The following is a 12,916-nucleotide window of genomic DNA, read 5'->3' on the forward strand; positions in this document are numbered from 1 at the left end:
CCGGGTCCGCCCCAACCTTGAATTATTAACGTAATGTACGTTACTATGCGCTCGAGGCAATGCACTGTCAATACTCGATCCGGCGAAGGAGCCCCGTGACCACCTCAGCGCCGGCCGCCACCGGGCCGCACGTGCTCCGGCAGATCAACGTCACCGCCGTGCTCACCGCGCTCCGCCAGGCCGACGGCGCCACCGCGCGACTGACCGACCTGGTGACCAGCACCGGCCTGTCCCGGCCCGCCGTCACCCGCGCCCTGGCCGACCTCCGCGACGCCGACCTCGTCGAACTCGTCGCCGACGAAACCACCCGCATCGGCCGGCCCGCCCAACGCGCCCGGTTCCGCGCCGAACTCGGCCACGTCGCCGGCGTCGACGTCGGCCCGCACAAGATCCTCATCAAGATCGCCGACCTCGCCGGCAAGATCCTCACCACCCACCGGATCGCCACCCCACCGGGAGCCACCGGGCCGGACGTGTTCGACCTCGTCTCCACCGCCCTCGACCAGGCCGTGACCGCCTCCGACCTCACCCACGCCGACCTGTGGGCCGTGTGCGTCGGCACGCCCGGCATCGTCGACCGCGACCACGGCGAGGTCCTGCTCGCCCCCAGCATCCCCGGCTGGGCCGGCCTGCCCGTCGTGCCACAGCTCCGCGACCAACTGCACTGCCCCGTCCTCATCGACAACGACGTCAACCTCGCCGTCCTCGCCGAACGCTGGCGCGGCACCGCCATCGGCGTCGAATCCCTCGTCTTCGTCCAATGGGGCGAACGCATCGGCACCGGCCTCATCATCGACGGCGCACCCTACCGGGGAGCACACGCCGCCGCCGGCGAACTCGGCTTCCTCGACCTCGGACTACCCCCCAACGACCCCACCGGCAGGCCCGCCGCCAACGAAGGCACCGGCCCCTTCGAACGCCTCGTCGGAGCCGCAGCCATCCACGAACTCGCCGTCGCCATGACCGCCGGCGGCCGCGACCCCGGCCTGCACGCCCAACTCACCCGCCCCGGCGACCGCGACATCACCGGCCTGTTCACGGCCGCCGCCGCGGGCAACCCCACCGCCGCCGCCGTCATCGACCGCGTCGCCGCCCGGTTCGCCCAGGGGCTCAGCGCCCTCATCCTGCTCCTCGACCCCGAACAGGTCGTGATCGGCGGCGGGCTGTCCCTCGCCGGCGAGACCCTCCTCGAACCCATCCGACGGCACCTCGCCGGCCGCACCCTGTCCGCCACCAGCCTGCGCGCCTCCAGCCTCGGCGAGGACGCGGTCGCACTCGGCGCCGTCCGCCACGCGCTCGACGCCACGGCCGACCGCCTCACGACCTCACCCTGACCCGGATCGTGGGGGCTGGTCCGACCCGCCTCGATCCGGCCCCGCCCCGCCCCTGCCCTGCCCTGCCCGACCCGGACCGGACCGGACCGGACCTGCCCGGCCCGGTCGGGGCTGGGCTGGGGCTGGGGCTGGGGCTGGGGCTGGGGCAGCGTGAGCTCGGGGATGTATCCGGGCCGCCCCGTGACAGGCCGCTGTGGGTGACGCCACCTCCAGCGGCGCCACCCACAGCGTTCAGATCACCCTCGCCCCGGCTCCCGACCGGTACCTAGAGTCCCAGCCGCCACCAGTCGACGTGACCGGTGTCGAAGCCGACGGTGTCCCGGGCCCGGAGCCGCCACTCCCCCGCCGCCAGCTCGGCCGAGGCGTCCACGGTGTAGCTGGCGTCGACGTTGTCGGCCAGGTCGGCGATCTGGGCGGGCTTGAGCGGATAGACCGTGCCGTCCGGCGCGACCAGGTCCAGCGCCAGGTCCCCCCGGTACGGGTGGACCACCTTGACCGACACCGTCAGCACCACCGGGGCGTTGCCGCCACGACTGACCGTGATCGGGCTGGTCGCGGTGCCCCAGTCCGGGATCGGGACGTCCGTGGGGTTCTCCAGGGCTCCGCAGTTCACGTGCAGCAGCCGGTTCGGTGATCCGGTTCCGGCACCGGAGACCAGACCGGGCGTGGCACAGCCGACGATCGCGGCGTGCAGCTGGGCGGGTGTCGCGCCCGGATCGGCGGCCAGTTCCAGCGCCACCGCCCCCGTCACCATCGGCGTGGCCATCGAGGTGCCGGTGGCGGTGAAGGTCGCCGTGTCGTTGTCGTGCCAGGCGGACTTCACATTGGTACCGGGCGCGAAGACATCCAGGCACGAGCCGGTGTTCGAGGAGCTGTACCGGGCGTCGGAGCTGGTGGTGTTGCCGACGGTCAGCACCTCCGGCATCCGGCCGGGCGAGTAGCCGCACGCGTTGGCGGTGTCGTTGCCCGCCCCCGCGACGTACGTCAGGCCGGCGGCGATCGAGGCACGGATCGCGGCGTCCTCGATGTCGGAGGCTTCCCCGCGCAGGCTCATGTTCACCACGGCCGGTCTGACCGCGTTGGCGGTGACCCATTCGATGCCCTCGATGACGTCGGACTTGGGTCCGGTGCCGGTGCACGGGATCACCCGCACGGCGTGCAGGGTCACGCCCTTGGCGACCCCGTACGTCGAGCCGCCGGCGATCCCGGCGACGTGCGTGCCGTGTCCGTGGCAGTCGGTGGCGTCGCCGTCGTCGTCCACGGTGTCCCTCCCGTGCCGGGCCCGGCCACCGAACTCCTGGTGCGTCGTCCGGATCCCCGTGTCGAGCACGTACACGTTGACCCCGGCACCGGTGTTCGGATAGGTGTAGGTCGTCGACAGCGGCAGGGCGCGCTGGTCGATCCGGTCGAGGTGCCAGGGCGCGTTCGTCTGGGTCCCGGCGACGCTCACCATCGTGTCCGGCTCGATCCGGGCGACGCGGGGGTCGGCGGCCATCCGGTGCGCCTGCGCCGGTGTCATCCGGGCGGCGAAACCCTTCAGTACCAGGCGGAAGGTGCTCTTGATCCTGCCGCCGTGCCGGCCGACGAGATCCGCGGCGAGGGGGCCGACGTCCGCTGCCGCCAGGGTCGGCGACGGCCGCAGCGCGACGAGATAGCCCTCGGCGGGTGACTCCGGGGACGGCGGGGGAACGATCAGGGCCACACCGAGCAGCACTGCGGAGATGTGGTTGAACAAGGACTTCTCCTGACGAGAGGTTGGGCATGCCGACGACAGCCGCCCCTCGCACACCGGCGTCACCACCGGTGCGTCGAACTATAGGCGTCCCTTCGGAGGCTCCGCCGTGATCCAGAGTGTCCAGACTCTCGCGCGGGTCCGGCGCGTCCCGGCCCCGCGCCACGGGCGGAGCGGCCACGGGCGGCGGAGCGGCCAGAACGCGCCCGGACGGCGGGCGCCGTCGCCGGGACCGTGGCGATCAGCCCGATCCCAGTGCCTCGGTCGGCGCCAGCCTGGCCGCCCGGACCGCCGGATACAGGCCGGCCAGGGTGCCGATCGCGAGGGTCGCGGCGACCCCGCCGGCGAGGGACCACGCGGGAACATCCGTCGGCCAGTCCCGCAGGGCGGCGTACCCGATGGTGACGGCCGCGCCCAGCGCCGCCCCGGCGGCTCCGCCGAGAAGCGAGAGCAACAGTGACTCCGCGAGGAACTGCACCGCGATCTGGGCCCGGGTGGCTCCGAGCGCGCGGCGCAGCCCGACCTCCCCGCGCCGTTCGAGTACCGAGATCACCATGGTGTTGGCGATGCCGACGCCACCGACCAGCAGCGCCACGGCGCCGAGTCCGAGGATCAGTCCGGTGAAGGTCGTGTCCGCCGCCGCCCTGGCGCTCAACGCGTCGGAGGGCCGGCTGACCGCGACCTCCTCGGGGTGCTGCGGGTTGACGGTGCGGGGCAGGACGGCGCGGACCTGTTCGACCTCCGTGTCCGCCGACCGTTCGTAGAGGACGCTGGGGTGCCCGTCGAAGGCGAGGTACCGCTCCGCGACGTCGAACCCGACGAGCGCCGCGGTGTCGAGCTCGGGGGCCAGGTCGACGGGACTGAGGACGCCGATGACGGCGAACCAGCGGTTGCCCAGCCAGACCTGGGTCCGCGCGTCGGGGGTGGTGACGCCGAGGCGTCGTGCCGCCGTGGCGCCCAGGACGGTCGCGGGGTAGTGGGCGGTGGCCGCGTTGAGCCAGACGCCGCGCGCGGTGCTGCCGCCGACGGTGTCGAGGAGGTCGGTCCGGGCGGCCCTGACCGACAGGCCGCCGGTCTCGCCGTCGGGGATCCGATCGGTACGCCGCACGGTGGCGGCCACGGAGCCGGTGGCGCTGACGGTGGTGACGGGTCCGATGCGTCGGACCATGGCGACGGATTCCTTGGGCAGCCGGGAGGTCTCCCCGAACAGGGACTTGCCGGGGGTGACGGTGAGCAGGTTGGTTCCGAGTCTGTCGAGCCGCGCGGTCAGTTCCGCCCGGCTGGACGCGGACACGCCGATCACGGAAACCATGGCCCCGATGCCGATCGCGATGCCGAGCGCGGACAGGACGACCCGCAGCGGCCGGGTCCGCAGGCCGCCGCTGGCGACCCTGGCCACGTCGCCCGGTGACAGCCGGGCGGGGCGCAGGGTGCGGGTCGTGGCGTCAGTGTCGTCCATCGTCGGCTCCCGTCATGGTGTGGATCAGGCCGTCGCGCATCGTGATCCGGCGCGGGGCCCTGGCGGCGATGTCCGCGTTGTGGGTGACGAGCACGACGGTGGTGCCGTGGGCGTGCAGGTCCAGGAGCGCCGCGAGCACGTCGGCGCCCGCCGCGCTGTCGAGGTTGCCGGTGGGTTCGTCGGCCAGCAGCATCGCGGGCGCGCCGACGACGGCCCGGGCGACGGCGACGCGTTGCCGTTCGCCGCCGGAGAGTTCGTGTGGTCGGTGGGTGGTCCGGTGGCCGAGTCCGACCCGGTCGAGGGCCTCGGCCGCCCGGTCGCGTCGCTGCCGTCGGGGGGTGCCGGAGTAGAGGAGTCCGTCGGCGACGTTGTCCAGGGCACGGACCCCCGGGGCGAGGAAGAACTGCTGGAAGACGAATCCGATCCACCGGGCGCGGACGACGGACAGTTGGCGGTCGGTGAGCTGGCTGACGGGATGGCCGGCGATGACGACCTCTCCGGTGGTCGGCCGGTCTAGGGTGCCGAGCAGGTGCAGCATGGTGGACTTGCCGGAGCCGGACGCGCCGACGATCGACACGAGTTCGCCGGGCCCGATCGCGAGGTCCACGCCCTGGAGGGCGCGCACGGGCGGGTGGCCGGGGTAGCTGCGGGTGACGGCGCGCAGCTCGGCCACCGGACGTGGGGTGCTGTGGGCGGTCACGGTGCCGGCACCTCCACCAGGGCGCCTTCGCGCACGCCGTCGCCGGTGATCTCGACGTGGCCGGCGGCGTAGATGCCGGTGCGCACGGCGACGATGGTCCGCCGGCCGTTGTCGACGACGGCGACGCCGTATCCGCCCTCGCTGAGGGCCAGGAGGGCCGCGACGGGGACGGTGAGGACGCCCTTGTGGGTGTCGCTGACGAACCGCACCTGGACGGGGGTCTGGTCGATGGTGGCGTCGGGCTTGTCGTCGGTCAGCGTGATCGTGACGGGGATCGCGAGGTCCCCCGAGCCCCCTTCGACCTTGTGCGCGACGGTGCCGACCGTGGTGACCGTGCCCGGCGCGGGCCCGGTGGGCAGTTGCACGGTGACGGCCGTGCCCGTGCGGGCCAGCGCCTGCAGGCTCACCTTGAGGTCGACGGTGACCACGTGGGCGGTGCCGGTCGTGGCCAGGACGGGTTGGCCGGACTGGGCGAGGCCGCCCGGCTGGACCTTGTGTTCGGCGACCCGCACGGGCCCGGGAGCGAAGGTGATCTCGCCGGCGGCGACGGTGCCCGCGGCGGACAGTCCCACCGCCTTGCGCCACTTCCTCACCGCGGCGGCGGTGGCGTCGGTGTAGGCGTCGTCGACGGTGAAGCCGGTGTATCCGAGGGCGGCGAGGCTGGTCTCGAGTTGCCGGACGTCGGGTCCCCGGGTGTCGACGGCCAGGGACCGGTACGTCGGCGTGGAGCCGGTCAGGAGCAGGACCGGTTTGTCGTCCACCCGGTAGAGCACGCCGCCGGGGCGCACCGTCGTGCCGGTGGGGGCCGCCCACGTGAGGGTGCCCTGGACGTGGTTGGGCAGCGGGGTGACCTCGCCGTAGCCGAGGCTGCCGGTGGCCTGGGCGGTCTCCTGCTGGTCGCGGAGGGTCACCGGCGCGGTGGTCACGGGCGGGCCGTCGTCCGCCGCCTCGCCGTGTCCCCGGCCGGCGAGCGGCAGTCCGGCGGCGGCCAGGCCCACGGTGGCCACGGCGACACCGGCGGACCACCACCATCTTCTCGACCGGCGCCGGTCCGGTTCGCGCAGGTCGCCGACGTCGACGGTCACGGCGTGCCCCCGGCGGACGTACCCAGCATGATCTTGTCGCACTGTTTCATCGCGGCCCGCACCTTCGGGTCGTCCGCCGAGACCCCGGGCGCCTGGGCCATGGACATCCCACCGTTCGGGTCGAACACCGGGTCCGGATAGTCCACCCCGTTGTCCCGCATGCACTTGGCGTAGGCGAGCATCTGTCCCTGCAACTTCGGGTCGGGCTTCGTGCCGCGCGCGTCGACCGGGGGCAGGAACGCCTCGCACGCCTTCTGCGCCTTCTCCGTCGTCGCCCGGTCGGTGCCGGCCCCGACCTCGCCGACCCTGCCGGGCTGCGGGTCGACCATGGGTACGCCGTGCTCGCGCATGCACCTGGCGAACGCCATCATGTCCCCCGCGCCGGCGCTGGCCGCCACGGTCGGGGTTCCGCCTCCGGTGGCGACCTTGGATCCGGGACCGGGTGAGCTGCCGCAACCCGCCGCCGCGACGACCACCGCCGCGGCGACGGCCGCCCATGTCCACCGTTTCCTCATGAGTCCGCGCCCCTCTCGTCGTGCCGCCGCTCTCGACGGTCGGTCCTCAGTGCACCGGGGGGCCGGTATCGCGGGCGTCAACGCATGATTTATCCGGGGCCTACACGGACTGTGGCAGGATCGGCACACACTGACAGCGGACGGGGAGGTCGTGGTGCGGGTACTGGTCGTGGAGGACGAACGGCTCCTGGCCGACACGCTCGCGGCGGGCCTGCGTCGCGAGGGCATCGCCGTCGACGTCTGCTACGACGGGGAGGCGGCCCTGGAACTGGCGACCGTCAACGCCTACGACGTGATCGTCCTGGACCGGGACCTGCCCCGGGTCCACGGCGACGACGTGTGTCGGACCCTGGTCTCGATCAGCAGCCAGGCCCGGGTCCTGATGCTGACCGCCGCCAGCGACGTGCGCGACCGGGTCTCGGGCCTGGCGCTCGGGGCGGACGACTACCTGGTCAAACCGTTCAGTTTCGCCGAACTCACCGCGCGCCTGCACGCGTTGTGCCGGCGGACGGGCACGGTCGTCCCGCCGGTGCTGACCCGGCACGGGGTCCGGCTGGACCCCATCCGTCGCGAGGTCGTCCGGGACGGCGAGTACCTGGCGTTGCGCCGGAAGGAGTTCGCGGTGCTGGAGCAGCTCCTGCGCGCCGACGGCGGAGTCGTGAGTTCCGAGCACCTGTTGGAGAAGGTGTGGGACGAGCACACGGATCCGTTCACCAACGTGGTGCGGATGACGGTGATGAACCTGCGCCGCAAGCTGGGCGACCCGCCCCTGATCGAGACGGTGTCCGGTGTCGGCTACCAGATCCGGTAGCCCGGCGGGCCGCCCCGGACGGCGGACCCGGCTCACGTTGCGGGCCCGGCTCACGGCGTTGTACGGGGTCACGTTCTTCACCAGCGGCGCGGTACTCCTCGCGGTGGTGTACGTGCTCATGCGCGAGAGCCTCACCCGCAACTCCCCCGCGGTCGACCAGATCGCCGGTGAGATCGCCGCGCCCGGCACCACGGCGCACATGGGGGCAGACCAGCTGGCCGCGCTCCAGCGCCAGTTCCAGGACGCGGCGCTGGATTCCCTGCTGCGCCAGTCCGCCACGGCACTGCTGGTGGTCGGCGTGGTGGCCGCGGTGCTCGGCTACGCGGTCGCCGGCCGGGCCCTGCGTCCGGTGCACGCCATCACGGCGACGGCCCGGCAGGTCGCCGGTGGGAAGTTGTCCGAACGCATCGTGGTGAGCGGGCCGCACGACGAGATCGCCGAGCTCGCGGTCACGTTCAACGGCATGCTCGCCCGGTTGGACCGCTCGTTCGCCCATCAGCGCAGCTTCATCGGCCACGCGTCCCACGAGCTGCGGACCCCGCTGGCCGTGACCCGGGCGATCACCGAGGTCGCCATGGCCGAACCCGGCGCGTCGGTGGATCTGCGCCGCGCCGGCGCGTCGTTGCTGGAGGTGATCGCGCGCAGCGAACGGCTCATCGAGGGGCTGCTCCAGCTGGCGTCCAGCGAGCGCGACGTCGACCGCCGGGCACCGGTCGACCTCGTGGCGGTGTGTGAACATGTCGCCGACACCCTCGCCGGCGAGTTCGCCGACCGGGGCGTGCGGTTGGCCCAGGACCTCGGCCCGGCGACCACGGCCGGTTCCGTGGTGCTGCTCGAACGGCTCGTCACGAACCTGCTGCAGAACGCGGCCCGGCACAACGTCGCGGGCGGCATGGCCGTCGTGCGGACCCGGTGCGCCGCCGGGTCCAGCGTGCTGGAGGTGTCCAACACCGGGGGCACGGTCCCGGAGGCGGAACTGGAGCGGTTGTTCGAACCGTTCGAGCGGCTCAACAGGGACCGGCACGGTACGCACGGCGCCGGTCTGGGACTGTCCATCGTGCGCGCGGTCAGCCATGCCCACGGCGGGACGGTGACCGCCGCACCGATGCCCGGAGGCGGCCTGGTGGTGCGGGTCGTGCTCCCGGACTGACGGCGCCGGCGACCGGGTCAGCCGCGCGGGGGGACCTGTTCCAGGACGTAGCCGCGCCCCCACAGCGTGCCGATCATCAGGTGCAGGGCGGTGATCCGGCGACGTAGCCGCAGGATGTGCAGGTCGAGTGCGTTGCGCCGCACGGCGGGCGAGGTGGGCCAGCACGCCCGCACCAGGGACCGGCGGTCGACGACCTCGCCGATCGACGCGGCGAGCGTGCCCATCAGCCGCGACTCGGTCGGCGACAGCTGGAGCCGACGGCCCCGGTGCCACAGCACGTTGTCGCGGTCGATCACGGGCCGGTCCGGCGCGCCGGCCCGCGCCCGCAGCGCCCCGGCGCGGGCGCGGAAGTCCTCGGGGGTCAACGGGGGGCGTACCCAGTCCTCGAGGACGTCGCCGCTGACCGGGGCCGCGACGAACCCCTCGAGAACCAGCAGGCGGGGTGTTCCCGCCGCCCGGCACAGGTCGCGCTTGGCCGCCTCGGTCGGCCACCGGATGATCGCGACGTCGAGTCCGCTCCAGTCGTTGCCCACAGCTACCGCCTCACTCGTGATCCACCCGTGCGGTGATCGGCCCACCCGATGCGAAGAAGATCCGCGCCCATCTATCCGGCGCGTGCCTGCGACCCTAGGGCGACCACGGCTGGCCGTACAAGGAGGTCGGCGACTTTTATCGCCAGCGCCGCAATTTCCGAACCGCGTGACAGCCATTTACGTCGAATTTATCGCCGACTTGATAAACGCGTCGACCGACTGTAAGAAAGGCTTACGGAGGCGGTCGGGTGAACAATTGTCAGATACCCGCTGTCGCCATATCGATTTTACGACGACCAATGGGCGCACGCCCCCGGACGGCCGGAGGCGTGCGCTCGCGAGGCGTGGCCTAGTACTCCACGAAGCCCGCGTCGGCGGTGACGCCGACCGGGCAGTACAGCTTGAGGTCCCAGCCGCCCACGTACCAGGAGCCGTAGTACCAGACGCCGTTCGTGCAGTGCACCCACGGCCGGTAGACCTGGTCGCTGTTGCAGGTCACGTGGTAGTAGCCGCGCCAGCCGGCGAAGTACTCCCAGCCGAGGTAGGCGTTCCAGCAGGTCACGAACTGCGCCGACGTGCCGCCCGGCTGCGCGCCGGCCGGCGCGCCCGACGTCACCCTGGTCGCGGCGGCCTCCGCGACCGGCTGACCCTGGGGCGCGCCGACGGACGTGCCGGTGACGCCGGCGGTGTTGGCTCCGGGCGCGGCCTGGGCGGTTCCCGCGGCACCGAACACGGTGACCGCGGCCAGGACCACGGCCCCGATGAGGATCTTCACACGCATCGGACTCCCTTTCTCGATGGAATGTTCGACAGTCGCCGATACGAGGAGTCTGTGGGAGACCGGCACTCCGTCGAACCATTCCGCAAGAGACATTTCCGAAAGGAATCTGTTGCCGGGGACACGCACCGGAGCACAGCGGGTTCTAGAGCGATGGAGAATGTGGAATTGCTATCCGGGCAGGCTGGTCCCGCCCCGGCCGGCGCGGCGGGACCAGCCCCCGCTCACCGCCGCACCGTCACGACCGGCGACGTCCAGCGCTCCACGTCCTCGGGCCGGCCGAGGTACTTGTCGAACACCAGCCGCAGCCGGTACTCCCCGTTCGGGGCCACCGAGCCGTCGGCCAGCGTGCCGTCCCACGAGTAGAACCGCATGCCGGTCCCCACCCCCGAGACCCGGACCACGTACTCCTCCCGCAACGGCACGGCGACGACCGCGCCGGCCGCGTCGAGCACCTCCAGCCGCAGCTCCCGCAGCGTCGGGAAGCCGTGCGAGATCATCACCCAGGCCTGCTTGTCGGGCCCGTCGAGGGTGACCGGCTCGTTGCGCCCGAAGTCGAAGTCGGCGGGCCGCAGCGACGGGTTGTCGATGCCATCGTTGTACTGGGAGAACGTGGGGTTGACCGCCGAGACCTTGTGCCAGTCCCCCGCGATCCCCATGTAGGCGGTGCGCAGCGTCTGCCCGCCGTGCCGGGGCGTGAACGTGACCCAGCCGCCGAACACGGTGCCGTCGGGCACGGCCGCCGGGGCCTTGATCCGCACGGTGACCGTCAGCGAGCCGCGGGCCGGTACGGACACGCTCCGGTCGAGGGTGACCTGGCCGTCGGCGGCGACGGTGCCGTAGTCGCCGGTGTACGGCGGCGCCGCGCCCAGCCCGGCCTCGTGGCCGAGGTCGTAGACCATCGCCTTGGCGCGCGTGTTGGTCAGGGTGATCTGGCGGGTGACCTCCCGGCCCTCCAACTCGCCGAGGGGCAGCTTGCCGGGGCTGAGCGTGACCGGGGCGGCCAGCGCGGCGGGCAGGTCGATCATGCCGGCGCCCTGCTGGGCGACCTGGTGCAGACCCCTGGCCGGGTCGCCGGACAGCTTGGCCGAGACCGCCGTGGCCTGCAGCAGGTCGCGGACCTGTTCGACGGACATGGGGCCGCGCCCGGCGAGCAGTACGGCGACCGAGCCGGCGACGTGCGGGGCCGCCATCGAGGTGCCGGACATCACCGCGTAGGTGCCGGAGATCTTGGGGACGCTGGAGAACACGTACCCGCCGGGTGCGAGCACGTCGGGTTTGAAATCGAGCTCGTGGCTCGGGCCCCAGGAGCTGCCGGGGTCGGGCAGGCCGGCCCACTCGGGCAGCAGCGGGTTGGACCAGTAGTGGCCCCACGTCGCGCTGACGGTGCCCCGGGCGCGGAGGAGCTTCGCGGTGTTCGTGCTGACCGTGACCGCCGGGATGGTGCCGGCCCTGCCCCAGAAGCTGCCCTGCGGGACGCTGTCGGGGTCGGTCCACTCGTTGTCCTCGTAGTACAGCGCGGCGACCGCGCCACCGAGGGTCACGTTGTGGATCGCCTCGGTGGGGGTGCACGGGTACCAGTCGCTGGTGACCAGCACGGCCTTGCGGGCGTAGGTACCGGGCGCGGCGGGCTCGCAGACCGCTCCGGCGTGCACGATCTCGATCCGGCCGGCGGTCGGGCTGACCGGCCCGGTGATGACCACGTTGTACGGGATCCGGGTGCCGTCGGACAGGCCGAGCGCCAGGTGGGTCGCGGCGGTGGTGAAGGCGCTGCCGACGCCGATGGCCCGCTTCGCGATCCCGGGGGTGCCCGCGCTGAACGGCCCGGCGTAGCCGTTGCCGATCGACACGACCGGCACCACGCCGGCCGCCGCGACCAGGTCCAGCGCCCGGGGCACGAGCGCGTCCTGCCGGACCTCTTCCTGGGCCTGGCCGAGGCTGAGGTTGACGACGTCCACGCCGTCGGCGACGGCCCGGGCGAGGGCCTCGATCACCACGTCGTCGGTGGTGGGCCGCTGGTCGCCGAACACCCGGTAGGACCGGATCTTCGCGTCGGGGGCCACGCCGACCAGGGTCTTCCCGTTGCCGGCCGCGATGCCGGCGACGTGGGTGCCGTGCCCGAAGCCGGGGGCGTAGTTCTCCTCCCTCGGGTCGGCGTCGCCGTCGACGACGTCGTACCCGCCGACGACCTTGTCGTTCGGGAAGCCGCCGCCGCCCAGGTCGGGGTGCGTGTAGTCGATGCCGCTGTCGATGATGCCGATGGTGGTGCCCGCACCGGTGGCGCCCTTCTTGTGCGCCTTCGGCACCCCGGTCAGCTCGGTGACGGTGACGTTGGCCCGCTTGGTGTCGGCGGGCGGCTTCGCGCCGGTCACCGGTTTCGGCGGGGCGTAGGTGTTGAGCCGGTGTACGGCCCGGACCCCGGGCAGGCCGGACAGCGCGCCGACGTGCGCGGTGTCGACCTCGACCGTGACGGCGGTGAGCAGGCCGGCGAGCCGGCGCTTCTCGGTGAGCGGCACCCGGTGGGCGCGGGCCGCGGCGAGCAGCCCGTCCTGGCGGGCCCGGTCGGCCCGGGCCCGGGCGGCGCGCTGCTGGGGTGCGGCCTGGGCGCCCGCGGGGGGCGGGGCGGGCGCGTCGAGTTCGACGAGCCGGAGGACCTTGTGGCCGGTGGGCGCGGCGGGCAGTGGATCCGCGTGGGCGGCGCCGGGCAGGGCCACGGCAAGGGTCGCCGCGCCGACGGCGGCGAGCATGGACAGCCTTTTGATGTCGTACTCCCGAGGTAGAGGGGTTGAACTGTCGTGGATCCTCGGCACTTCGGCCAC

At 73.0% G+C, this 12,916-nt stretch carries 11 protein-coding genes; 3 read left to right on the forward strand and 8 right to left on the reverse strand.

Going from position 1 to position 12,916, the window contains the following annotated elements; genetic code table 11:
- Positions 1-95: 95 nt before the first annotated feature.
- Positions 96-1,334 carry an ROK family transcriptional regulator gene (locus AB0M43_RS02160; RefSeq protein ID WP_363720309.1) on the forward strand — a complete coding sequence of 413 codons (1,239 nt, stop codon included), beginning with the start codon at positions 96-98 and terminating at the stop codon, positions 1,332-1,334.
- A gap of 265 nt (positions 1,335-1,599) precedes the next feature.
- Here the strand turns inward: AB0M43_RS02160 and AB0M43_RS02165 are convergent, their stop codons facing one another.
- From AB0M43_RS02165 to AB0M43_RS02185, 5 genes are all read right to left on the reverse strand, one after another.
- Positions 1,600-3,069 carry a S8 family serine peptidase gene (locus tag AB0M43_RS02165; RefSeq protein ID WP_363720311.1) on the reverse strand — a complete coding sequence of 490 codons (1,470 nt, stop codon included), beginning with the start codon at positions 3,067-3,069 and terminating at the stop codon, positions 1,600-1,602.
- Between the two features lie 238 nt (positions 3,070-3,307).
- Positions 3,308-4,525, reverse strand: coding sequence for an ABC transporter permease (locus tag AB0M43_RS02170; RefSeq protein WP_363720313.1), 1,218 nt, complete (start codon positions 4,523-4,525; stop codon positions 3,308-3,310).
- Positions 4,512-5,198, reverse strand: a complete 687-nt coding sequence (locus tag AB0M43_RS02175; protein ID WP_363720932.1) for an ABC transporter ATP-binding protein — start codon at positions 5,196-5,198, stop codon at positions 4,512-4,514. Before AB0M43_RS02175 ends, AB0M43_RS02170 begins: the two co-directional genes overlap by 14 nt.
- 23 nt (positions 5,199-5,221) lie before the next feature.
- On the reverse strand, positions 5,222-6,310 hold the full coding sequence (locus tag AB0M43_RS02180; RefSeq protein ID WP_363720315.1) for an efflux RND transporter periplasmic adaptor subunit: 1,089 nt from the start codon (positions 6,308-6,310) through the stop codon (positions 5,222-5,224).
- Entirely contained in the window at positions 6,307-6,825 is a 519-nt protein-coding gene (locus tag AB0M43_RS02185; protein ID WP_363720317.1) for a hypothetical protein, read from the reverse strand. Before AB0M43_RS02185 ends, AB0M43_RS02180 begins: the two co-directional genes overlap by 4 nt.
- 154 nt (positions 6,826-6,979) lie before the next feature.
- Here AB0M43_RS02185 and AB0M43_RS02190 point away from each other — a divergent pair, with 154 nt between their 5' ends.
- Together AB0M43_RS02190 and AB0M43_RS02195 are read left to right on the forward strand one after the other, a co-directional pair.
- Positions 6,980-7,636, forward strand: coding sequence for a response regulator transcription factor (locus AB0M43_RS02190; protein ID WP_363720319.1), 657 nt, complete (start codon positions 6,980-6,982; stop codon positions 7,634-7,636).
- Positions 7,614-8,786 (forward strand): HAMP domain-containing sensor histidine kinase, encoded by a 1,173-nt coding sequence (locus AB0M43_RS02195; RefSeq protein WP_363720321.1) that lies wholly within the window; start codon positions 7,614-7,616, stop codon positions 8,784-8,786. Before AB0M43_RS02190 ends, AB0M43_RS02195 begins: the two co-directional genes overlap by 23 nt.
- Positions 8,787-8,803: 17 nt before the next feature.
- On the opposite strand, the gene AB0M43_RS02200 is transcribed toward AB0M43_RS02195, so the two are convergent.
- From AB0M43_RS02200 to AB0M43_RS02210, 3 genes are all read right to left on the reverse strand, one after another.
- Positions 8,804-9,319 carry a helix-turn-helix domain-containing protein gene (locus AB0M43_RS02200; protein WP_363720323.1) on the reverse strand — a complete coding sequence of 172 codons (516 nt, stop codon included), beginning with the start codon at positions 9,317-9,319 and terminating at the stop codon, positions 8,804-8,806.
- Between the two features lie 349 nt (positions 9,320-9,668).
- A complete protein-coding gene (locus AB0M43_RS02205; protein WP_363720325.1) occupies positions 9,669-10,100 on the reverse strand; it encodes a hypothetical protein in 432 nt (143 codons plus the stop codon).
- A 221-nt stretch (positions 10,101-10,321) separates the two neighbouring features.
- Complete coding sequence (locus tag AB0M43_RS02210; protein ID WP_363720327.1) at positions 10,322-12,916, reverse strand: S8 family serine peptidase; 2,595 nt, start codon at positions 12,914-12,916, stop codon at positions 10,322-10,324.

This window comes from Longispora sp. NPDC051575, assembly GCF_040681875.1.
In the GTDB taxonomy this organism is placed as follows: Bacteria; Actinomycetota; Actinomycetes; order Mycobacteriales; family Micromonosporaceae; genus Longispora.

What these genes read in the sequence shown, in the direction of transcription:
- AB0M43_RS02185 (WP_363720317.1), bottom strand. Translation starts at nt 6,825, where the DNA reads ATGAGGAAACGGTGGACATGGGCGGCCGTCGCCGCGGCGGTGGTCGTC.
- AB0M43_RS02170 (WP_363720313.1), bottom strand. Translation starts at nt 4,525, where the DNA reads ATGGACGACACTGACGCCACGACCCGCACCCTGCGCCCCGCCCGGCTG.
- AB0M43_RS02205 (WP_363720325.1), bottom strand. Translation starts at nt 10,100, where the DNA reads ATGCGTGTGAAGATCCTCATCGGGGCCGTGGTCCTGGCCGCGGTCACC.